The following is a 19,794-nucleotide window of genomic DNA, read 5'->3' on the forward strand; positions in this document are numbered from 1 at the left end:
GCGGGCGACGATGCGGGATTGTTCGGGGAGGGGTGCCCCCCGAAACGGTGCGTGTGGTAGCCAATACCCCGGCTGACGCCATGTGCAGGGACCATCTCACCGGTTGCCGGGCATGGCCCCGATTGCAGCAAACCTGCAGCGAGAATTCGTGGAGAACAAAAAAGGCCTGGCATTTGTGCCAGGCCTTTGATTGTTTTGGTTGCGCGAGAAGGATTTGAACCTCCGACCTTTGGGTTATGAGCCCAACGAGCTACCAGACTGCTCCATCGCGCGGTAGACCGAAATTATATCACTGATTTAGGCTTCTGCGCTGGAAGTATCGGCAACTTCGGGGCGATCCACCAATTCGACAAACGCCATTGGCGCATTGTCACCCACGCGAAAACCCATCTTCAGGATACGGGTGTAGCCACCGGGACGTGCCTTGAAGCGGGGCCCGAGGTCATTGAAGAGCTTGGTCACGCTGTCGCGGTCGCGCAGGCGGTTGAATGCCAGGCGGCGGTTGGCGACGGTGTCCTCCTTGGCCAGCGTGATCATGGGCTCGATGACGCGGCGCAGTTCCTTGGCCTTGGGGAGCGTGGTCTTGATGGCCTCGTGCTCGATGAGCGAGTTCATCATGTTCTGCAGCATCGCAAGGCGATGCGAGCTTGTGCGGTTGAGCTTACGAAGGCCGTGTCCGTGGCGCATGGTGCTTTCCTTATGAAAAATTAAATCGAGCAGCCGTATCAGGTACTGCCCGAGGCGCTGGCTCAAAAATGAGCCGGGAATTATAACTTAACGCTTTTCGAGCCCGGCGGGCGGCCAGTTCTCGAGCTTCATGCCGAGCGTCAGGCCGCGGGATGCCAGGACTTCCTTGATCTCGTTGAGAGACTTGCGGCCCAGATTCGGCGTCTTGAGCAGCTCGTTCTCGGTGCGCTGGATGAGATCACCGATGTAGTAGATGTTCTCGGCCTTGAGGCAGTTGGCCGAACGCACGGTGAGTTCGAGCTCGTCCACGGGACGCAGCAGGATGGGATCAAACGTGGCACCACCGGCCGCGCGAGGACCATCGGTGCCCGCACCGGGAATCTCGCCGCCATCGAGCTGCGCGAAGACGGCCAGCTGTTCGACCAGGATCTTGGCCGAAGCGCGCACGGCTTCCTCGGCGGTGATGGCGCCATTGGTTTCGATCTCCAGGACCAGCTTGTCCAGATCGGTACGCTGTTCGACGCGGGCGCTTTCCACCGTGTAGCTCACGCGCTTGACGGGGGAGAACGAGGCATCCAGCACGATGCGACCAATCGACTTGGTCGCCTCGTCGGCATAGCGACGCAGATTGCCCGGCACGTAGCCGCGCCCCTTCTCCACCTTGATCTGCATGTCCAGCTTGGCGCCAGCGGACAGGCTCGCGATCACATGGTCAGGGTTGATGATTTCCACATCGTGCGGCGTTTGAATGTCGCGCGCGGTGACGATGCCTTCGCCATCCTTGCGCAGGCTCAGCGTGACCTCGTCACGGTTGTGCAGCTTGAACACCACGCCCTTGAGGTTCAACAGGATGTTGACCACATCCTCCTGAACGCCATCGATGGATGAGTATTCGTGCAGGACACCCGCGATGGTCACTTCGGTTGCTGCATAACCCACCATGGACGAGAGCAGAACACGCCGAATGGCGTTGCCCAAGGTGTGACCATAGCCTCGCTCGAAAGGCTCCAGTTCGACCTTGGCACGGTTGTGACCAAGTTGCTCGACATTGATGGCCTTGGGTTTCAGCAAATTCGTTTGCATGCAGACTTCCTTCTCAATGCCCCCAGCTCGTTACACCGGTAAGGCTGATGCAGCGCCTAAACCGCGATGCCTCGCGGTTCAGGAGCAGATTACGCTAACAGTGATGTCAAGGATTAACGCGAGTACAACTCAACGATCAGCGATTCGTTGATGTCTGCGCCAAACTGGTCGCGATCGGGCACTTGCTTGAACGTGCCTTCGACTTTGTCGACACTCACCTCGACCCACGAGGGCATGCCAACCTGCTGCGCCAGTTGCAGTGCTTCGACGATGCGCGCTTGCTTCTTGGACTTTTCGCGCACGGCCACCACGTCACCTGCCTTGACCATGTAGGAGGCGATGTTCACGCTTTGGCCATTGACGGTAATGGCCTTGTGCGACACCAGCTGGCGTGCCTCGGCGCGCGTGGAGCCAAAACCCATGCGATACACGACGTTGTCCAGACGCGATTCAAGCAGTGCCAGCAGATTGGCACCGGTGTTGCCGCGGCGGCGCTCGGCCTCGGCAAAGTAGCGGCGGAACTGCTTTTCCAGCACGCCATACATGCGCTTGACCTTCTGCTTTTCGCGCAGCTGCAGGCCGTAGTCCGACGTGCGCGAGCCCGACGTGCGGCCGTGCTGGCCGGGCTTGGAGTCGAACTTGGCCTTGTCGGCGATGGAGCGACGAGCGCTCTTCAGGAACAGGTCGGTGCCTTCACGGCGGGAGAGTTTGGCCTTGGGGCCGAGGTATCGTGCCACTTGTATTTCCTTGAATTGTCAACTACCGCAGCAGGCTGCGGGAGCCACCATCGCACCAGGCGATCGGTGGCGGTGGGCTTACTGAAAGAATCAGATACGGCGACGCTTCTGGGGGCGGCAGCCGTTGTGCGGGACCGGGGTCACGTCCGAGATGGAGGTGATGCGGATGCCCAGTGCGCCCAGAGCGCGCACCGACGACTCGCGACCAGGACCGGGGCCCTTGATTTCCACGTCGAGGTTCTTGATGCCCTGCTCCATGGCAGCGCGACCAGCGACTTCGGAAGCGACCTGTGCGGCAAAAGGCGTCGACTTGCGCGAGCCCTTGAAGCCCTGGCCACCCGAAGAAGCCCAGGACAAGGCATTGCCCTGGCGATCGGTGATCGTGATGATGGTGTTGTTGAAGGAGGCATGCACGTGGGCGATGCCGTCCGAGACGTTCTTGCGAACCTTCTTGCGCACGCGAGCGGCGGCGTTGTTGGCGGGAGACTTGGCCATAGTGTTCTCTCAGTCTTACTTCTTCAGTGCCGCTGCACCCTTGCGCGGGCCCTTGCGGGTGCGGGCGTTGGTGCGCGTACGCTGGCCGCGCATCGGCAGACCACGGCGATGACGGAAACCGCGATAGCAACCGATGTCCATCAGGCGCTTGATGTTCATCGTGGTTTCGCGGCGCAGGTCACCTTCGATGGTGAACTGTGCGATCTGGTCGCGAATCTTCTCCAGATCAGCGTCGGTCAATTCCTTGACCTTCTTGGAATAAGCAATGCCGCAAGCCTCGCAGATCTTGCGAGCGCGGGTACGCCCGATCCCGTAGATGGCCGTCAGACCAATCTCGGTGTGCTGATGGGGCGGGATATTGATACCAGCAATACGTGCCATGTGCGTCCTCTAATAATTCCCAATCAACCTTGGCGCTGCTTGTGACGCTGATCCGTGCAGATCACGCGCACCACGCCCTTGCGGCGGATGATTTTGCAGTTGCGGCAGATTTTCTTGACAGAAGCCGAAACTCTCATTGCATTCTCCTAAACTCTTGTCCAATCGTTCCGGCCACTTACTCGATGCGCGCGGAACACAAAATCAGTGCCCGCGATGGATCGAAGGGCATCAACAAACCGTTGCTCCTCAGGGGAACCCGCGACTATAACGCATTCGCCCAAGGCATGTCGGTATCAGGTACCTGGTGTCGTCTTGAAGTTGGCCTTCTTCAGCAGTGACTCGTACTGCTGCGACATCATGTAATTCTGCACCTGGGCCATGAAGTCCATCGTCACCACCACGATGATCAGCAACGAGGTGCCGCCGAAATAGAACGGCACGTTGTACTTCAGGATCAGGAACTCGGGCAGCAGGCACACGAAGGTGATGTAGATGGCACCAGCCAGCGTCAGTCGCACGAGGATCTTGTCGATGTAGCGCGCCGTGTGCTCACCTGGACGAATGCCGGGGATGAAGGCCCCGCTCTTCTTCAGGTTGTCTGCCGTCTCGCGGCTGTTGAAGACCAACGCCGTATAGAAGAAGCAGAAGAACACGATGGCGGCCGCGTACAGGATCACATACACGGGTTGCCCGGGCGTCAGCGCGGCGGAGATGTCGCGCAACCAACGCATGGACTCACCGGCGCTGAACCAGTTCACGATCGTTGCAGGCAGCAGGATGATGGACGAGGCGAAGATCGGGGGGATCACGCCCGCCATGTTGAGCTTCAGGGGCAGGTGGGACGATTGCCCGCCATACACCTTGTTGCCCACCTGACGACGCGCATAGTTCACCAGGATCTTGCGCTGACCACGCTCGACAAACACCACGAAGTAGGTCACCAGACCGACGACGATGACGATGAAGATGGCCGCCAGAATGCTCATCGCACCCGTGCGCACCAACTCCAGCAGACCGCCGATGGAGCTTGGCAGCCCGGCCGCGATGCCCGCGAAGATCAGGATCGAGATGCCGTTGCCCAGCCCGCGCTCGGTGATCTGCTCGCCCAGCCACATCAGGAACATGGTGCCCGCGGTCAGACTCACCACGGCGGTCAGGCGGAAGCCAAAGCCCGGTGCGAGCACCAGGCCAGCGGAGCTTTCCAGCGCAACCGCAATGCCGAGCGACTGGAAGATCGCCAGACCCAGCGTGCCGTAGCGGGTGTACTGCGTGATCTTGCGACGGCCGGCCTCCCCTTCCTTCTTCAACTGCTCGAACGTCGGGAGGACGTAGGTCATCAGCTGCATGATGATCGATGCCGAGATGTACGGCATGATGCCCAGCGCGAAGACCGTGAAGCGCGACAGCGCCCCACCCGAGAACATGTTGAACAGGTTGAGAATGCCGCCCTGCTGGCCGCTGAACAGCTGCTGCAACTGCGCGGGGTCGATTCCCGGGACGGGAATATGTGCCCCCACGCGGTACACCACCAACGCGAGCAACAAGAACACCAGTCGTCGGCGCAGGTCGCCGAACTTTCCGGTTTTTGCCAGTTGAGCTGCGTTAGTAGCCACAGATGCCTTTCGTCAGAACCAAATCAGGCCAGGCTGCCGCCAGCCGCCTCGATCGCTGCCTTTGCGCCGGCGGTCGCGCCGATGCCCGTCAGCTTGACGGCACGACTCAGCTCGCCGCTCTTGATCACCTTGACCACCTGGGCCAGGGCCGGCACGAGGCCAGCCTGCTTCAGAGCAAGGAGGTCGATCTCGGCCAGTTCCAGCGCATTCAGCGCCGACAGAGTGACCTCTGCGTTGAACTTGAGCGACTGCGACTTGAAGCCACGCTTGGGCAGGCGACGCTGCAAGGGCATTTGACCGCCCTCGAAGCCCACCTTGTGGTAGCCGCCGGAGCGCGACTTCTGGCCCTTGTGACCACGACCTGCCGTCTTGCCCAGGCCGGAACCGATGCCGCGACCGACGCGGCGCTTGGCGTGCTTGGCTCCTGCTGCGGGCTTGATGCTATTGAGTTCCATCATCAACCTCTCAGAGGACTTTGACCAGATAGCTGATCTTGTTAATCATGCCGCGCACTTCGGGCGTGTCCTTGAGCTCGCTCACGCTGTTGAGCTTGCGCAGGCCCAGGCCACGCACGGTGGCGCGATGCGATTCCTTGGTGCCGATGGGGCTGCGCACCAGTTGAATCTTGATCGTTTGTTGCGTTGTCATTGATCGCCTCCCAATCAAACGGCAAACAGGTCTTCGACCGACTTGCCGCGCTTGGCTGCCACTTCCGCCGGAGTGGTGGAATTGGCCAGAGCGTCGAAGGTGGCGCGGACCATGTTGTAGGGATTCGACGAACCATGGCTCTTGGCCACGATGTCGGTGATGCCCATGACTTCGAACACGGCGCGCATCGGGCCACCGGCGATGATGCCGGTACCCTTGGGGGCCGGAGCCATCTGCACCACGGCGGCACCATGGTGGCCGGTCACGTTGTGGTGAATGGTGCCGTTCTTGAGCGACACCTTCACCATGTTGCGACGAGCCTCTTCCATGGCCTTCTGCACGGCAGCGGGCACTTCCTTGGACTTGCCCTTGCCCATGCCGACACGGCCATCACCGTCGCCAACCACGGTCAGTGCAGCGAAGCCGAGGATACGACCGCCCTTCACGACCTTGGTCACGCGGTTGACCGCGATCATTTTTTCGCGCAGACCGTCGTCACGACCTTCGTCTTGCACCTTGGGGGTAAATTTAGCCATTTCTATCCGCTCCGCTTAGAACTGCAGACCTGCTTCGCGGGCTGCGTCAGCCAGGGCCTTGACGCGGCCGTGGTAGGCAAAACCTGCGCGGTCGAAAGCCACCTTCTCAATGCCGGCAGCCTTTGCCTTTTCGGCAATGCGCTTGCCGATCAGCGTCGCAGCCGCGGTGTTGCCACCCTTGCCCGCTGCGCCCAGCTGGGAGCGCACCTCGGCTTCGACGGTGGACGCAGAGGCCAGCACCTTGGTGCCGCAGCCAGAGATGACGGAGGCGTAGATGTGCAGATTGGTACGGTTCACCGACAGACGCGCAATGCCTTGCTGGGCAATACGGATGCGGGTCTGACGGGCACGACGGAGACGCTGCTCTTTCTTGGTCAACATGCTGCAGCTCCTTACTTCTTCTTGGTCTCTTTGATCACGACCTTCTCATCCGCATAGCGGATGCCCTTGCCCTTGTAGGGCTCGGGAGGACGAACGGCGCGAATCTCGGCAGCCAGCTGGCCCACCACCTGGCGGTCGGCACCCTTGATCACGATTTCGGTCGGGGTCGGGGTGGCGACGGTGATGCCGGCGGGCATGTCGAAGTTCACGGGATGCGAGAAACCGACATTCAGGTTCAGCTTGGAGCCGGAGGCTGCGGCCTTGAAGCCCACGCCGATCAGCGTGAGCTTCTTCTCGAAGCCCTTGCTGACGCCCAGCACCATGTTGTTCACCAGTTGGCGCACGGTACCGCTCATGGCATTGGCTTCGCGCGAGTCGTTCACGGGCTCGAAGCTCAGCTTGCCTTCGTTGCTGGAGACCTTCACGAGTGCGTTGCGGGCCAGCGACAGCGAGCCGCCTGCACCCTTGACACTGATCTGGTCGTCCTTGATGGACACATCCACGCCTGCGGGGATGGTCACCGGGGTCTTTGCTACACGGGACATTTCAGTCTTCTCCTCAATGCCACGTTAGGCGACGTAGCAAAGCACCTCGCCACCGACACCGGTAGCACGCGCCTTGCGGTCCGTCATCACGCCCTTGGGCGTCGTGACAATTGCCACGCCCAGGCCGTTCATGACCTGGGGAATGGAATCACGGCCCTTGTACACGCGCAGGCCGGGGCGGCTGACGCGCTCGATGCGCTCGATCACGGGGCGACCGGCGTAGTACTTCAGGGCGATTTGCAGTTCAGACTTGCCACCTTCGGTCTTCACTTCGAAGCCGTCGATGTAACCCTCGTCCTTCAGCACCTGCGCGATGGCGACCTTCACCTTGGAGGAAGGAACCGACACGGAGGCCTTGGACACCATTTGCGCATTGCGAATGCGGGTCAGCAAGTCAGCGATGGGATCACTCATGCTCATGTTGTATCTCTCCTGCTGCGCTTACCAGCTGGCCTTGGCGACACCGGGGATGTCGCCGGCAAATGCCAGTTCACGGATCTTGGCGCGGCCCAGACCGAATTGACGGAAGGTGCCACGGGGACGACCGGTGATTTCGCAACGGTTGCGCTGACGCGTGGGGTTGGCGTTGCGGGGCAACTTCTGCAGGCCCAGACGAGCGGCCTCGCGCTCTTCGTCGCTGCGCTTGGCATCGCCGGCAATTGCCTTCAGTTCCGCATACTTGGCAGCGTACTTGGCGGCCAGTTTTTCGCGCTTGAGTTCGCGCTGGATCAAAGCTACTTTAGCCATTGCGCTGCCTTTAGTTCTTGAACGGGAAACGGAAACCAGCCAGGAGAGCCTTGGCCTCCTCGTCGGTCTTGGCCGTCGTGGTGATGCTGATGTTGAGGCCGCGCAAGGCATCCACCTTGTCGTACTCGATCTCAGGGAAGATGATCTGTTCTTTGACGCCGATGTTGTAGTTGCCACGGCCGTCGAAGGCGCGGCCGGAAATACCACGGAAGTCACGCACGCGCGGCAGGGCCACGGTCACGAAACGATCCAGGAATTCGTACATGCGGGCGCCGCGCAGCGTCACCATGCAGCCAATGGCCTGGCCTTCGCGGATCTTGAAACCGGCGATGGCCTTCTTCGCCTTGGTGACCACAGGCTTCTGGCCGGCGATCTTGGTCAGATCGCCCACGGCGTTGTCCATGATCTTCTTGTCGGCCACGGCCTCGCTCACACCCATGTTCAGGGTGATCTTGGTCAGGCGCGGGACTTCCATGGTGGACTTGTAGCCGAACTTTTCCTTCAGTTCAGCGGCGATCTTTTCGCGATAGAGTTTTTGCAGTCGTGCCATGTGCTACTCCTCAGGCGGCCTTGATTTCGGCGCCGCTGGACTTGTACACGCGCACGCGCGTGCCGTCGGCCTGCACCTTGATGCCCACGCGATCGGCCTTGCCGGTGGCGGCATTGAAGATGGCCACGTTGGACTGGTGGATCGGCATGGCCTTTTCCACGATGCCGCCGGTGGTGCCCTTCATGGGGTTCGGCTTGACGTGCTTCTTGACCAGATTGATGCCATCGATGACCAGATGGGAGTCATCCTTGCGCAGCGTGACGGTGCCACGCTTGCCCTTGTCACGACCGGCGATGACGATGATCTCGTCGCCCTTGCGGATCTTGTTCATGGCGCTTCCTTAGAGAACTTCAGGAGCCAGGGACACGATCTTCATGAAGCGCTCGGTACGCAGTTCACGCGTCACGGGGCCGAAGATGCGGGTGCCGATGGGCTCCAGCTTGGCGTTGAGCAGCACGGCTGCATTGCCATCGAATTTGACGAGCGAGCCGTCGCCACGGCGAATACCCTTCGCCGTACGAACCACCACCGCACTGTAGATCTCGCCCTTCTTGACGCGACCACGCGGAGCAGCCTCTTTCACGCTCACCTTGATGATGTCGCCAACGCTTGCATAACGACGCTTGGAGCCGCCGAGCACCTTGATGCACAGGACGGACTTGGCGCCGGTATTGTCGGCAACCTCTAACCGAGATTCTGTTTGGATCATTTCAATATTCCCAACTTGCTCCAGCACATCCCAACAGCCCCAGAGAACCTCTCAAGGGCCGCGAGCAGCCAGTCAGTCTTGGGCCCGTCGTCCACACCGCAAACCATTTTGCGGCGCTTAACCGTCTGGGCAGAAACCTCGCGCATTTAACGCGAAGCCTGCGATTGTCGTTGCACTCTCAGGAAAAGTCAAGCGCCTGCACGATCGGCGTATCCGGGCAGCTGGCTGTACTGCTGCGCCAGCGCCACGAAGGCGGACAGCTGCGGGTCGCGGCCCAGCTCCTCCTGCAGGATGGCGGCCACGCGCGGCGCGAGCTCGGCGGCCCTGCGGGCGTCGAGGAACAGCAGACGGCTGCGGCGCGCCAGCATGTCCTCGACGGTGCGCGCGTATTCGAACCGGGCGGCAAAGCGCACCATGGCCTCGCTCAGTCCATCGGCCAGCCACTGATCGGCGCCGGGCAACTGCTGCACGCATGCCGCGTCGGCGCCGTAGGAATGCAGCCCCTGCGCATCGCACATGCGCTTGCGCTGCGGCTGCGCCGGGGCACCCACCAGCGCCAGCTGCTGCGTGACGCCGGCCGGACGCGCGGGCAACAGCTGCGCATCGAAGCATTTCTGGAGTACGTCCTCGGCCATCGCGCGGTAGGTGGTCCATTTGCCGCCGGTGACGGTGATCAGGCCGCTGCTGCTCACCAGCACCGTGTGCTCGCGGCTGATGGCCTTGGTGTTGCCGCCCTCGTCGTCCTGCGGCTTGACGAGCGGGCGCAGGCCCACCCAGATGCTGCGCACGTCCGAAGCAGCGGGCGCGCGGCGCAGGTATTTGGCGGATTCGCTGAGGATGAAGTCCACCTCCTCCTTGAACGCCAGCGGCTCGCGCGCGAGGTCGTGGCGCGGACTGTCGGTGGTCCCCAGGATGAGCTTGCCCAGCCAGGGCACGGCAAACAGCACGCGCCCGTCGGCCGTCTTGGGCACGAGCAGCGCATGGTCGGAGGGCAGGAAGTCGCGGTCCACGACGATGTGCACACCCTGGCTGGGCGCAACCATGGGGCGCACGCTCTTGCCCAGGGCCTGGCCGTCCTGCTGGCGCAGCTCGTCCACCCAGACGCCCGTGGCATTGACCACGGCGCGCGCACGCAGCTCGAAGCGCCGGCCGGACTCCGCGTCCTCGCAGACCAGACCGACCAGCTTGCCCGCCTCGTGCAGCAGGCCGCGCGCGGGGCAGTAGTTGACGAGCAGCGCGCCGCGGCCCGCGGCCGTGCGCGCAAGGGCCAGGGCCAGCCGCGCATCGTCGAACTGGCCGTCCCAGTACTTGACGCCACCCTTGAGCCCATCGGCACGCACCGTGGGCAGGCAGCGCAGGGTCTCCATGCGGCCCAGGAACTCGGTGGAGCCCAGACCCGCCTTGCCGGCCAGCGCGTCGTACATCTTGAGGCCCACGCCGTAGAACGGCGTCTCCCACAGCCTGTAGGAGGGCATGACGAAGGCCAGCGGCTGGGCCAGATGCGGGGCGTTGTGCAGCAGCGTGGTGCGCTCGTGCAAGGCCTCGCGCACCAGGGCGATGTTGCCCTGGGCCAGATAGCGCACGCCACCGTGCACGAGCTTGGTGGCGCGCGAGGAGGTGCCCTTGGCAAAGTCATGCGACTCCACCAGCACCACGGAAAAGCCCCGCGCCGCGGCGTCCAGCGCCACGCCCAGGCCCGTGGCACCACCGCCGATGACGGCGACGTCATAGGTCTGCGGCTGGGCCAGGCGCGCCAGCAATGCGGCGCGGTCGGTGGCAGAGGGGGCTTCGGAATCGGTGGTCATGGTGCGTGATTGTCCTCTGCTTCGCGAAAAATATCAGGGTTAACCCTAGGTATTTTCACGATATCCACGGGGAGCAACAAAGGTTTGCCCGGGCCGCAGGGCCGGCTGGCGGCCCCGCATGGCCTCAGCGAACCTTGCCGTCCTTCCAGGCCTGCAGCAAGGTGTTGTAGTTGATGGTCTCGCCCTTGGGCTTTTCATTGGCCAGCTTGGCCCAGGGTGCGTGCTTGTCGCTCAGCCACTTCTTCGGGTCCTGCTTCTTGTTGAGCTTGGGCGCGCAGCGTTCCATGCCCGCACGCTCCAGACGGGCCATCACCTGGTCCATTTCCTCGGCCAGCGTGTCCATGGCGGCCTGCGGGGTCTTTTCGCCGGTCACGGCCTGGGCCACGTTCTTCCACCACAGCTGGGCGAGCTTGGGATAGTCGGGCACATTGGTGCCGGTGGGCGACCAGGCCACGCGTGCCGGGCTGCGGTAGAACTCGACCAGGCCGCCGAGCTTGGGCGCCATGTCGGTCATGGCCTTGGAGCGGATATCGGACTCGCGGATCGGCGTCAGGCCGACGATGGTCTTCTTGAGCGAGGTGCTCTTGGCGGTGACGAACTGCGCGTACAGCCAGGCGGCCGCCAGACGGTCGGGGTTGTGATCCTTGAAGAAGGTCCAGCTGCCCACATCCTGGTAGCCGTTTTGCATGCCCTGCTTCCAGTACGGGCCGTTGGGGCCGGGGGCCATGCGCCACTTGGGGCTGCCGTCGGCGTTCACCACGGGCAGGCCGGGCTTGATCATGTCCGCGGTAAAGGTGGTGTACCAGAAGATCTGCTGCGCGATCTGGCCCTGGGCGGGCACGGGGCCGGACTCGCTGAAGGTCATGCCCGTCGCCTCCTTGGGCGCGTATTTCTTCATCCAGTCCACATACTTGGTGAGCGCGTAGACCGCAGCCGGAGAGTTGGTCGCGCCGCCGCGGGCCACGCTGGCGCCCACGGGCGTGCACTTGTCGTCGGCCACGCGGATGCCCCATTCGTCGATGGGCAGGCCGTTGGGATTGCCGATGTCGGCGCTGCCGGCCATGGACAGCCAGGCATCGGTGAAGCGCCAGCCCAAGCTGGGATCCTTCTTGCCGTAGTCCATGTGGCCATAGATGGGCTTGCCGTCGATTTCCTTCACATCGTTGGTGAAGAACTCGGCGATGTCCTCGTACGCGCTCCAGTTCAGCGGCACGCCCAGGTCGTAGCCGTACTTGGCCTTGAACCTGTCCTTGAGGTCCTTGCGGTCGAACAGATCGGCGCGGAACCAGTACAGGTTGGCAAACTGCTGGTCGGGCAGCTGGTAGAGCTTGCCGTCGGGCGCGGTCGTGAAGCTCGTGCCGATGAAGTCCTTGAGATCCAGCCCCGGGTTGGTGTAGTCCTTGCCGGCGCCGGCCATGTAGTCGGTCAGATTGAGGATCTTGCCGTAGCGGTAATGCGTGCCGATCAGGTCGGAGTCCGAGACCCAGCCGTCGTAGATGCTCTTGCCCGACTGCATCGAGGTCTGCAGCTTCTCGACCACGTCACCTTCCTGGATCAGGTCGTGCTTGACCTGGATGCCGGTGATTTCGCTGAAGGCCTTGGCCAGGGTCTTGGACTCGTACTCGTGCGTGGTGATGGTCTCGGAGACGACGGAGATCTCCTTCACCCCCTTGGCCTGGAGCTTCTTGGCGGCCTCGATGAACCATTTCATCTCGGCCATCTGCTGGTCCTTGGAAAGCGTCGATGGCTGGAACTCGCTGTCGATCCACTTCTTGGCCTCGGCCTCACCGGCCCAGCTGGCCTGCCCCAGCGCCAGGGCGGCCGCGGCGAAAGCGATCGCCTTGAATTGCATGCTCATTGCTGTCTCCTCAGTTCAGACTCCCCTGGGGTGAATGGGCGCATGACCTCGGGGGAGGATCGGGTCAGCCCTTTTACTATCACTTTGATAGCTTGCCGCGGTTGGTACACGCCAGGTGCGAACAATTTCGCATTGAAACTGCCGCATACCAAGTGCAAGCAGCTATCGTTTTCATATCAACCCTTGCGCATCAGCAGCGCGAGGACCGCCATGGAGAGCACGAAGCTGATCCACACCGTGGGCTCGGCCTCGAGGTCGAACCATTCCTGCATCTTCTCGCCCAGGCCCACCCAGATGAGGTTGATGTAGGCGGCCGTCAGCAGGCCGATGAACAGGCGGTCGCCGCGCGTGGTCGCAATCGGCAGCCAGCCCTTGCGCTCCATGGTGGGCGACTTGATTTCCCACACCGTCATGCCGACGAGCATGAGAGCGATGCAGATGAAGAACACGGCCACCGGTGTGGTCCAGGCCATCCAGGCAAACATGTCAGCTCCTTACACGCGGCCCATCGCAAAGCCCTTTGCGATGTAGTGGCGCACAAACCAGATCACGATGGCGCCGGGCACGATGGTCAGCACGCCCGCGGCGGCCAGCGTTGCCCAGTCCATACCCGAGGCGCTCACGGTGCGCGTCATCGTGGCCACGATGGGCTTGGCGTTGACGCTGGTGAGCGTGCGCGCCAGGAGCAGCTCGACCCATGAAAACATGAAGCAGAAGAACGCCGCCACGCCCACGCCGGCCTTGATCAGCGGCAGGAAGATGGTGAGGAAGAAGCGCGGGAACGAGTAGCCGTCGATGTAGGCCGTCTCGTCGATCTCGCGCGGGATGCCGCTCATGAAGCCCTCGAGAATCCACACCGCCAGCGGCACGTTGAACAAGAGGTGCGCCAGCGCCACGGCGATGTGCGTGTCCATCAGCCCCACGGTGGTGTAGAGCTGGAAGAACGGCAGCAGAAACACGGCCGGCGGCGTCATGCGGTTGGTCAGCAGCCAGAAGAACACATGCTTGTCGCCCAGGAAGCGGTAGCGGCTGAAGGCATAGGCCGCGGGCAGCGCCACGGTGAGCGAGATCACCATGTTGATGCCCACGTAGATCAGGCTGTTGATGTAGCCCGAATACCAGCTCTCGTCGGTGAAGATGGTCCGGTAGTTGGCCCAGGTGAAATGCTGGGGCCAGAGGGAGAAGGTCGAGAGGATCTCCTCGTTGGTCTTGAAGCTCATGTTCACCATCCAGTAGATCGGCAGGATGGCGAACACCAGGTAGGCGATGAGAAACAGCGTGCGTTTCTGAAAGCGCGGTTCATTCATGGCCGGCTCCTTGCTTGTCTGCCGTGCCCACGCGCTGCATCCAGTTGTAGAGGATGAAGCACAGCAGCAGGATGATGAAGAAGTAGATCAGCGAAAACGCCGCCGCCGGCCCCAGGTCGAACTGGCCCACGGCCTTCTGCGTGAGGTATTGCGACAGAAAGGTGGTCGCGTTGCCCGGCCCGCCGCCGGTCAGAACAAAGGGCTCGGTGTAGATCATGAAGCTGTCCATGAAGCGCAGGAGCACCGCGATCATGAGCACGCCGCGCATCTTGGGCAGCTGGATGTAGCGGAACACCGCCCATTTGCTCGCGCCGTCGATGCGTGCGGCCTGGTAGTAGGCGTCGGGAATCGAGCGCAGGCCGGCAAAGCACAGCAGGGCCACGAGCGGCGTCCAATGCCACACGTCCATGACCAGCACGGTCACCCAGGCATCGGTGGCGCTGCCGGTGTAGTTGTAGTCCACGCCCAGCCATTGCAGCGCCGCGCCCAGCAGGCCGATGTCGGTGCGGCCATAGATCTGCCAGATCGTGCCCACCACGTTCCAGGGGATCAGCAGCGACAGCGCCACGACCACGAGCACGGCAGAGGACTTCCAGCCCTGCGCGGGCATGGACAGCGCCAGCAAAATGCCCAGAGGGATCTCCACCAGCAGCACGGCCAGCGAGAAGGTGAGCTGGCGCCACAGGGCCGCGTGCAGCTCCTCGTCGCGCATCACGGCGGCAAACCATTCCGTGCCCACGAACACGCGCCGCTCGGGGCTGATGATGTCCTGCACGGAGTAGTTGACCACCGTCATCAGGGGCAGGATGGCCGAGAACGCCACGCACAGCAGCACGGGCAGGATCAGGAACCAGGCCTTCTGGTTCACGGGCTTGGTGATGGCGCTCATGGTGTCCCCCACACTCGGCACTGCGTGTCCTCGCTGCCCCCCAAGGGGGCGCGAGCTTGCTTGAAGCGGTTCTCCGCTACGCTCATGGAAGCAACTCCTCGTTCTGGTAGAAGCAGCTGTGCTCGCCCAGCACCTGCAGCCATACCGTGGCGCCCACGGGCGGCAGCGCCTGGTCGCTGGCGCAGCGCACCTTGATCTGCTGGCCGTCGATGCCCGCCGTCAGCATCTGGTGCGTGCCCAGGTCCTGCACGCGCGCCACGGCGCAGGGCAGCGCGCCGGCCTGGTAGGGCGCGGCCAGCTGCACATATTCGGGGCGTATGCCCAGGCGCAGCTCGCCAGCGGGTAGCGCGCGCGGCGCGGCCAGGCGCATGCCGGCCACGCTGATGCGCCCATCCTCCACGCGGGCAGGCAGAAAGTTCATGCCCGGCGAGCCGATGAAATGCCCGACGAAGGCATGGCGCGGCCGCTCGAACAGCTCGCCCGGCGTGCCCACCTGCACCGCGCGCCCGCGCGTCATCACCACCACCTGGTCGGCAAAGGTCAGCGCCTCGACCTGGTCGTGTGTGACGTAGATCAAGGTCAGCTTCAGCTCGTGGTGGATCTGCTTGAGCTTGCGCCGCAGCTGCCACTTGAGGTGCGGGTCGATGACGGTGAGCGGCTCGTCGAACAGCACGGCGGCCACGTCCTCGCGCACCAGACCGCGGCCCAGCGAGATCTTCTGCTTGGCATCGGCCGCGAGATTGGCCGCGCGCTGGTCGAGCTGGCCGCTCATCTCCAGCATCTCGGCAATCCTGCCCACGCGCTCGCGGATGCGCGCCTCGGGCAGCTTGCGGTTCTTCAAGGGAAACGCGAGGTTCTCGGCCACCGTCATGGTGTCGTAGATCACCGGGAACTGGAACACCTGGGCGATGTTGCGCTCCTGAGGGCTGGTGCGCGTGACATCGCGCCCGTCGAACAGCACCTGACCATGCGAGGGCACGAGCAGTCCCGACATGATGTTGAGCATGGTCGTCTTGCCGCAGCCCGACGGCCCCAAGAGCGCATAGGCGCCGCCATCGTCGAACGTCATGTCCAGCGGCAGCAGCGCGTAGTCGCTGTCCTGCTGCGGGTTGGCCTTGTAGGAATGGGCCAGCTTCAATTCGATGCGTGCCATGGTCACTGCCCTCCCGCGCGCGCGGCGCGCCGCGGCGCAAGTGCCAGGGCGCCGCTGGCGTCAAACACATAGGCATCGCCGGGCTGCAGGTGCAGGGTGACCTGGCTGCCCAGCGCCAGATGGTTCACGCCCGGGACCTGCGCCACCAGCTCGCCCCAGGGCGTCTCGGCGTGCACAAAGGTGTCCGAGCCCGAGATTTCCGACAGCTGCACGCGCGCGCCCAGCGCCACATCGCCGGGCTGGGCCTGCAGGCGCAGGGCACTGGCGCGCAGGCCCAGCGTCACGCCGCCGGCCAGCCCCGCCGGCAGGGCCAGCGCCAGCGTCTGGCCGCCGGGCAGGACCAGGCCCGGGCCGCCCGCCTCGGCCGGCACCAGGTTCATCGGCGGGTCACTGAAGGCACGCGCCACACGCAGCGAACAAGGCGCGTGAAAGACCTCGGCCGTGGGCCCGTACTGCAGCAGCTCGCCCTCGTGCAGCACGGCCGTGTAGCCACCGAGCAGCAACGCCTCACCGGGCTCAGTGGTGGCATAGACGACGGTGGAGTCGCCTGCGGCAAACAGCTGGGTGAGTTCGTCGCGCAACTCCTCGCGCAGCTTGTAGTCCAGGTTGACCAGGGGCTCATCGAGCAGCATCAGCGGCGCGCCCTTGGCCAGGGCGCGCGCCAGCGCCACGCGCTGCTGCTGGCCACCGGAGAGCTCGGCCGGCAGGCGATCGAGGAACATGTCGATATGCAGGCGCTCGGCGATCTGGCGCACGCGCTGCTCCACGTTCGTCTCGCCGCGCAGCTTCAAAGGCGAGGCGATGTTGTCCGCCACCGTGAGCGAGGGGTAGTTGATGAACTGCTGGTACACCATGGCCACGTTGCGCTCGCGCACCGGCATTCCGGTCACGTCGCGGCCATCGACACGCACACGCCCTTCGGTGGGCACATCCAGCCCCGCCATGATGCGCATCAGGCTGGTCTTGCCCGCCTGCGTGGCGCCCAGCAGCACGGTCACGGCGCCACTGTGCAAGGCCATGTCCATGGGATAGAGCCAGGTCTCGGGCCCTACCCGCTTGACGATGGCATCCAAAGCCAGTTGCATTGTTCCCTTCCTATCGCCCGCGCGGGGCCCCTCGTGAATTGCTGCGCTCATGGTCTGATCGCGCGAATCTGTTCATTGTTGTTCGATTTTGATCGAATCAACCAAGGGATTACCCTCGATATGTTCGTTTCTGTTCGCTTTTACAGTGCAATTGAACAAACAACGGCTTCCTTCGCGCCCTGGCGGCGACAATCCCATCCCCGCGCCGTCTCATCCGCCCATGTACACCCACAACCCACGCCAACTGCAACTGCTCCAGGTTCTGCGCCAGCGCCACAGCGCCAGCGTCGAGGCGCTGGCCGAACAACTGGGCGTCACGCTGCAGACCGTGCGCCGCGACGTGCAGCGGCTGGCCGAGGAGGGCCTGGTCACGCGCTTTCACGGCGGCGTGCGCATGCCCGGCTCCACGGTGGAGAACCTGGCCCACACCCAGCGCGAGAACCTCAACGCCGAGGGCAAGGCGCGCATCGCACGCGCGGTGGCGGCCCAGGTGCCCCAGGGCTGCTCGCTGATACTGAACATCGGCACGACCACCGAGGCCATTGCGCGCGCGCTCCTGCAGCACCGGGGGCTGCGCGTCATCACCAACAACCTCAACGTGGCCGCCATCCTCTGCGCCAACCCGGACTGCGAGGTCATCGTCGCCGGCGGCGTGGTGCGCGCGCGCGACCGCGCCATCGTGGGCGAGGCGGCGGTGGACTTCATGCGCCAGTTCCGCGTGGACATCGCCGTGATCGGCATCTCCGGCATCGAGAGCGACGGCACGCTGCGCGACTTCGATCTGCGCGAGGTGAAGGTGGCGCAGACCATCATCGCCCAGGCGCGCGAGGTCTGGCTGGCCGCCGACCACAGCAAGTTCGGCCGGCCGGCCATGGTGCAGCTCGCCACGCTGGCGCAGATCGACCGGCTGTTCACCGACGCGCCGCCGCCCGAGCCCTTCCCCGCCTTGCTGCACGATGCGGCCGTGGAATGCACGGTCGCGCAGCCCCATTGATCCGAACCACCGACCCGCCGCCCACCATGACCTATCTGCTCGCCCTCGACCAAGGCACCTCCAGCTCGCGCAGCATCGTCTTCGACACCCGGGGCCACATCGTGGCGCTGGCGCAGCAGGAGCTGCCGCAGATCTACCCCCAGCCCGGCTGGGTCGAGCATGACCCGATGGAGATCTGGCGCACCCAGCTGGCCACGGCGCGCCAGGCGCTGGCGCAGGCGGGCATAACCGCCGCGCAGGTGCGCGCCATAGGCATCACCAACCAGCGCGAGACCACCGTGCTGTGGCACCGCAGGACGGGCCAGCCCCTGCACCACGCCATCGTCTGGCAGGACCGGCGCGCCGAGCCCACCTGCGCGCGCCTGCGCGAGGCCGGCCACGCGGCCACCATCGCGGCCAAGACCGGGCTGCTCGTCGACGCCTATTTCTCCGCCACCAAGCTGCAGTGGCTGCTCGACCATGTGCCCGGCGCGCGCGCCCAGGCCGAGCGCGGCGAGCTCGCCTTCGGCACCGTGGACAGCTGGCTCATCTGGCAGCTCACGGGCGGGCGGCGCCATGTCACTGACGTCTCCAACGCCAGCCGCACCATGCTGCTGGACGTGCACCGCAACCAGTGGGACGACGAGCTGCTCGGGCTCCTGAACATCCCGCGCAGCCTGATGCCCGAGGTGCTGCCCTCGGCCAGCGACTTCGGCCACACCCAGGCCGACCTGCTCGGCGGCGCCATCGCCATCGGTGGCGTGGCCGGCGACCAGCAGGCCGCGCTGTTCGGCCAGGCCTGCTTCTCGGCGGGCATGGCCAAGAACACCTATGGAACGGGCTGCTTCATGCTCATGCACACGGGCGGGCAGTTCCAGGCCAGCGAAAACGGCCTCATCACGACCAGCGCGGCCCAGCCCGACGCGGCGCCGGCATATGCGCTCGAGGGCAGCGTCTTCGTCGGCGGCGCCGTGGTGCAATGGCTGCGCGACGGGCTCAACGCGATTCGCGCGAGCAGCGAGGTGCAGCAGCTCGCGCAAAGCGTGCCCGACTCGGGCGGCGTGATGCTGGTGCCGGCCTTCACCGGCCTGGGCGCGCCCTATTGGAAGCCCGACGCGCGCGGCACCATCACGGGCCTGACGCGCGGCACCACGCTCGCCCACATCGCACGCGCGGCGCTCGAATCGATTGCCTACCAGAGCGCGGCCCTGCTCGGCGCCATGAGCCGCGACGCCGTGGCCGCGGGCGGCGCCCCCGTGTCCGAGCTGCGCGTGGACGGCGGCGCCTGCGTGAACGACCTGTTGATGCAATTCCAGGCCGACCTGCTCGGCATCCCCGTCGTGCGCCCGGCCTGCGTGGAGACCACGGCCCTGGGCGCGGCCTATCTCGCGGGACTGTCCTGCGGCATCTACGCCAGCCAGGAGGAGCTGACCCGCCTGTGGCGCGCCGAGCGCCAGTTCGTGCCCACCCTGCCCCGGGACCAGGCCCTGGCCCTCATGGCGCGCTGGGAGCATGCGGTGGCGCAGACGGTGCTGCCCACGCCATGACGGCGCCACAAAAAGCATAGCTGCCAGCGCCCATCACACGGTCGTTTCAATGACAAATGCCTTTG

At 64.2% G+C, this 19,794-nt stretch carries 26 protein-coding genes and 1 tRNA gene; 2 read left to right on the forward strand and 25 right to left on the reverse strand.

Features of this window, described 5'->3' with window-relative positions:
• Positions 1-196: 196 nt before the first annotated feature.
• From ABUE11_RS16390 to ABUE11_RS16510, 25 genes are all read right to left on the reverse strand, one after another.
• Positions 197-273, reverse strand: a tRNA-Met gene (locus ABUE11_RS16390).
• A 24-nt stretch (positions 274-297) separates the two neighbouring features.
• Positions 298-687 carry a 50S ribosomal protein L17 gene (gene rplQ, locus ABUE11_RS16395; protein ID WP_367066450.1) on the reverse strand — a complete coding sequence of 130 codons (390 nt, stop codon included), beginning with the start codon at positions 685-687 and terminating at the stop codon, positions 298-300.
• A gap of 87 nt (positions 688-774) precedes the next feature.
• A complete protein-coding gene (gene rpoA, locus ABUE11_RS16400; RefSeq protein ID WP_367066451.1) occupies positions 775-1,770 on the reverse strand; it encodes a DNA-directed RNA polymerase subunit alpha in 996 nt (331 codons plus the stop codon).
• Between the two features lie 113 nt (positions 1,771-1,883).
• Entirely contained in the window at positions 1,884-2,507 is a 624-nt protein-coding gene (rpsD, locus tag ABUE11_RS16405) for a 30S ribosomal protein S4 (protein ID WP_367066452.1), read from the reverse strand.
• Positions 2,508-2,597: 90 nt separating this feature from the next.
• Complete coding sequence (gene rpsK / locus ABUE11_RS16410; protein ID WP_367066453.1) at positions 2,598-3,002, reverse strand: 30S ribosomal protein S11; 405 nt, start codon at positions 3,000-3,002, stop codon at positions 2,598-2,600.
• A gap of 15 nt (positions 3,003-3,017) precedes the next feature.
• Positions 3,018-3,383, reverse strand: coding sequence for a 30S ribosomal protein S13 (gene rpsM / locus ABUE11_RS16415; protein ID WP_011803864.1), 366 nt, complete (start codon positions 3,381-3,383; stop codon positions 3,018-3,020).
• Positions 3,384-3,406: 23 nt separating this feature from the next.
• Positions 3,407-3,520, reverse strand: a complete 114-nt coding sequence (rpmJ, locus tag ABUE11_RS16420; RefSeq protein ID WP_003050535.1) for a 50S ribosomal protein L36 — start codon at positions 3,518-3,520, stop codon at positions 3,407-3,409.
• A gap of 156 nt (positions 3,521-3,676) precedes the next feature.
• Entirely contained in the window at positions 3,677-4,996 is a 1,320-nt protein-coding gene (gene secY, locus ABUE11_RS16425) for a preprotein translocase subunit SecY (RefSeq protein WP_367066454.1), read from the reverse strand.
• A gap of 23 nt (positions 4,997-5,019) precedes the next feature.
• A complete protein-coding gene (gene rplO / locus ABUE11_RS16430) occupies positions 5,020-5,451 on the reverse strand; it encodes a 50S ribosomal protein L15 (RefSeq protein WP_367066456.1) in 432 nt (143 codons plus the stop codon).
• 10 nt (positions 5,452-5,461) lie between these two features.
• Positions 5,462-5,644 carry a 50S ribosomal protein L30 gene (rpmD, locus tag ABUE11_RS16435; protein WP_013520738.1) on the reverse strand — a complete coding sequence of 61 codons (183 nt, stop codon included), beginning with the start codon at positions 5,642-5,644 and terminating at the stop codon, positions 5,462-5,464.
• 14 nt (positions 5,645-5,658) lie between these two features.
• The gene (rpsE, locus tag ABUE11_RS16440) at positions 5,659-6,180 is read right to left on the reverse strand and encodes a 30S ribosomal protein S5 (protein WP_367066458.1); all 522 of its coding nucleotides are present in this window, start codon (positions 6,178-6,180) and stop codon (positions 5,659-5,661) included.
• Between the two features lie 15 nt (positions 6,181-6,195).
• Entirely contained in the window at positions 6,196-6,561 is a 366-nt protein-coding gene (gene rplR / locus ABUE11_RS16445) for a 50S ribosomal protein L18 (protein ID WP_367066460.1), read from the reverse strand.
• A gap of 11 nt (positions 6,562-6,572) precedes the next feature.
• The gene (gene rplF / locus ABUE11_RS16450) at positions 6,573-7,106 is read right to left on the reverse strand and encodes a 50S ribosomal protein L6 (RefSeq protein ID WP_367066461.1); all 534 of its coding nucleotides are present in this window, start codon (positions 7,104-7,106) and stop codon (positions 6,573-6,575) included.
• A gap of 24 nt (positions 7,107-7,130) precedes the next feature.
• Positions 7,131-7,526: a 30S ribosomal protein S8 gene (gene rpsH, locus ABUE11_RS16455; protein WP_367066462.1), complete on the reverse strand. Its 396-nt coding sequence runs from the start codon at positions 7,524-7,526 to the stop codon at positions 7,131-7,133.
• 21 nt (positions 7,527-7,547) lie between these two features.
• Positions 7,548-7,853 carry a 30S ribosomal protein S14 gene (gene rpsN / locus ABUE11_RS16460; protein ID WP_367066463.1) on the reverse strand — a complete coding sequence of 102 codons (306 nt, stop codon included), beginning with the start codon at positions 7,851-7,853 and terminating at the stop codon, positions 7,548-7,550.
• Positions 7,854-7,863: 10 nt separating this feature from the next.
• Positions 7,864-8,403, reverse strand: coding sequence for a 50S ribosomal protein L5 (gene rplE, locus ABUE11_RS16465; RefSeq protein ID WP_367066464.1), 540 nt, complete (start codon positions 8,401-8,403; stop codon positions 7,864-7,866).
• Between the two features lie 10 nt (positions 8,404-8,413).
• Entirely contained in the window at positions 8,414-8,734 is a 321-nt protein-coding gene (gene rplX / locus ABUE11_RS16470; protein WP_367066465.1) for a 50S ribosomal protein L24, read from the reverse strand.
• 9 nt (positions 8,735-8,743) lie between these two features.
• Entirely contained in the window at positions 8,744-9,112 is a 369-nt protein-coding gene (gene rplN / locus ABUE11_RS16475) for a 50S ribosomal protein L14 (protein WP_367066467.1), read from the reverse strand.
• A gap of 188 nt (positions 9,113-9,300) precedes the next feature.
• Positions 9,301-10,917 carry a glycerol-3-phosphate dehydrogenase/oxidase gene (locus ABUE11_RS16480; RefSeq protein WP_367066468.1) on the reverse strand — a complete coding sequence of 539 codons (1,617 nt, stop codon included), beginning with the start codon at positions 10,915-10,917 and terminating at the stop codon, positions 9,301-9,303.
• 124 nt (positions 10,918-11,041) lie between these two features.
• The gene (locus ABUE11_RS16485) at positions 11,042-12,775 is read right to left on the reverse strand and encodes an ABC transporter substrate-binding protein (RefSeq protein WP_367066469.1); all 1,734 of its coding nucleotides are present in this window, start codon (positions 12,773-12,775) and stop codon (positions 11,042-11,044) included.
• A 176-nt stretch (positions 12,776-12,951) separates the two neighbouring features.
• Entirely contained in the window at positions 12,952-13,260 is a 309-nt protein-coding gene (locus ABUE11_RS16490) for a DUF2160 domain-containing protein (protein ID WP_367066470.1), read from the reverse strand.
• Positions 13,261-13,269: 9 nt separating this feature from the next.
• Complete coding sequence (locus ABUE11_RS16495; RefSeq protein WP_367066471.1) at positions 13,270-14,082, reverse strand: carbohydrate ABC transporter permease; 813 nt, start codon at positions 14,080-14,082, stop codon at positions 13,270-13,272.
• Complete coding sequence (locus tag ABUE11_RS16500) at positions 14,075-14,971, reverse strand: sugar ABC transporter permease (protein ID WP_367066473.1); 897 nt, start codon at positions 14,969-14,971, stop codon at positions 14,075-14,077. The genes ABUE11_RS16495 and ABUE11_RS16500 overlap by 8 nt, the downstream gene beginning before the upstream one ends.
• Positions 14,972-15,053: 82 nt before the next feature.
• Positions 15,054-16,124, reverse strand: coding sequence for an ABC transporter ATP-binding protein (locus ABUE11_RS16505; RefSeq protein ID WP_367066474.1), 1,071 nt, complete (start codon positions 16,122-16,124; stop codon positions 15,054-15,056).
• 2 nt (positions 16,125-16,126) lie between these two features.
• Complete coding sequence (locus ABUE11_RS16510) at positions 16,127-17,209, reverse strand: ABC transporter ATP-binding protein (RefSeq protein ID WP_367066475.1); 1,083 nt, start codon at positions 17,207-17,209, stop codon at positions 16,127-16,129.
• 220 nt (positions 17,210-17,429) lie between these two features.
• Between ABUE11_RS16510 and ABUE11_RS16515 the strand changes: the two genes are divergently transcribed.
• Together ABUE11_RS16515 and glpK are read left to right on the forward strand one after the other, a co-directional pair.
• Positions 17,430-18,203, forward strand: a complete 774-nt coding sequence (locus ABUE11_RS16515) for a DeoR/GlpR family DNA-binding transcription regulator (protein ID WP_367066476.1) — start codon at positions 17,430-17,432, stop codon at positions 18,201-18,203.
• 26 nt (positions 18,204-18,229) lie between these two features.
• Positions 18,230-19,729, forward strand: coding sequence for a glycerol kinase GlpK (gene glpK / locus ABUE11_RS16520; protein WP_367066477.1), 1,500 nt, complete (start codon positions 18,230-18,232; stop codon positions 19,727-19,729).
• Positions 19,730-19,794 lie beyond the last annotated feature (65 nt).

Source organism: Oryzisolibacter sp. LB2S, from assembly GCF_040732315.1.
Taxonomy (GTDB): Bacteria; Pseudomonadota; Gammaproteobacteria; order Burkholderiales; family Burkholderiaceae_C; genus Alicycliphilus; species Alicycliphilus soli.

Coding starts and splice junctions, on each gene's coding strand:
- rplQ (WP_367066450.1), bottom strand. CDS start 687: ATGCGCCACGGACACGGCCTTCGTAAGCTCAACCGCACAAGCTCGCAT.
- rpoA (WP_367066451.1), bottom strand. CDS start 1,770: ATGCAAACGAATTTGCTGAAACCCAAGGCCATCAATGTCGAGCAACTT.
- rpsK (WP_367066453.1), bottom strand. CDS start 3,002: ATGGCCAAGTCTCCCGCCAACAACGCCGCCGCTCGCGTGCGCAAGAAG.
- rpsM (WP_011803864.1), bottom strand. CDS start 3,383: ATGGCACGTATTGCTGGTATCAATATCCCGCCCCATCAGCACACCGAG.
- rpmJ (WP_003050535.1), bottom strand. CDS start 3,520: ATGAGAGTTTCGGCTTCTGTCAAGAAAATCTGCCGCAACTGCAAAATC.
- rplO (WP_367066456.1), bottom strand. CDS start 5,451: ATGGAACTCAATAGCATCAAGCCCGCAGCAGGAGCCAAGCACGCCAAG.
- rpmD (WP_013520738.1), bottom strand. CDS start 5,644: ATGACAACGCAACAAACGATCAAGATTCAACTGGTGCGCAGCCCCATC.
- rpsE (WP_367066458.1), bottom strand. CDS start 6,180: ATGGCTAAATTTACCCCCAAGGTGCAAGACGAAGGTCGTGACGACGGT.
- rplR (WP_367066460.1), bottom strand. CDS start 6,561: ATGTTGACCAAGAAAGAGCAGCGTCTCCGTCGTGCCCGTCAGACCCGC.
- rplF (WP_367066461.1), bottom strand. CDS start 7,106: ATGTCCCGTGTAGCAAAGACCCCGGTGACCATCCCCGCAGGCGTGGAT.
- rpsH (WP_367066462.1), bottom strand. CDS start 7,526: ATGAGCATGAGTGATCCCATCGCTGACTTGCTGACCCGCATTCGCAAT.
- rpsN (WP_367066463.1), bottom strand. CDS start 7,853: ATGGCTAAAGTAGCTTTGATCCAGCGCGAACTCAAGCGCGAAAAACTG.
- rplE (WP_367066464.1), bottom strand. CDS start 8,403: ATGGCACGACTGCAAAAACTCTATCGCGAAAAGATCGCCGCTGAACTG.
- rplX (WP_367066465.1), bottom strand. CDS start 8,734: ATGAACAAGATCCGCAAGGGCGACGAGATCATCGTCATCGCCGGTCGT.
- rplN (WP_367066467.1), bottom strand. CDS start 9,112: ATGATCCAAACAGAATCTCGGTTAGAGGTTGCCGACAATACCGGCGCC.
- ABUE11_RS16480 (WP_367066468.1), bottom strand. CDS start 10,917: ATGACCACCGATTCCGAAGCCCCCTCTGCCACCGACCGCGCCGCATTG.
- ABUE11_RS16485 (WP_367066469.1), bottom strand. CDS start 12,775: ATGAGCATGCAATTCAAGGCGATCGCTTTCGCCGCGGCCGCCCTGGCG.
- ABUE11_RS16490 (WP_367066470.1), bottom strand. CDS start 13,260: ATGTTTGCCTGGATGGCCTGGACCACACCGGTGGCCGTGTTCTTCATC.
- ABUE11_RS16495 (WP_367066471.1), bottom strand. CDS start 14,082: ATGAATGAACCGCGCTTTCAGAAACGCACGCTGTTTCTCATCGCCTAC.
- ABUE11_RS16500 (WP_367066473.1), bottom strand. CDS start 14,971: ATGAGCGCCATCACCAAGCCCGTGAACCAGAAGGCCTGGTTCCTGATC.
- ABUE11_RS16505 (WP_367066474.1), bottom strand. CDS start 16,124: ATGGCACGCATCGAATTGAAGCTGGCCCATTCCTACAAGGCCAACCCG.
- ABUE11_RS16510 (WP_367066475.1), bottom strand. CDS start 17,209: ATGCAACTGGCTTTGGATGCCATCGTCAAGCGGGTAGGGCCCGAGACC.
- ABUE11_RS16515 (WP_367066476.1), top strand. CDS start 17,430: ATGTACACCCACAACCCACGCCAACTGCAACTGCTCCAGGTTCTGCGC.
- glpK (WP_367066477.1), top strand. CDS start 18,230: ATGACCTATCTGCTCGCCCTCGACCAAGGCACCTCCAGCTCGCGCAGC.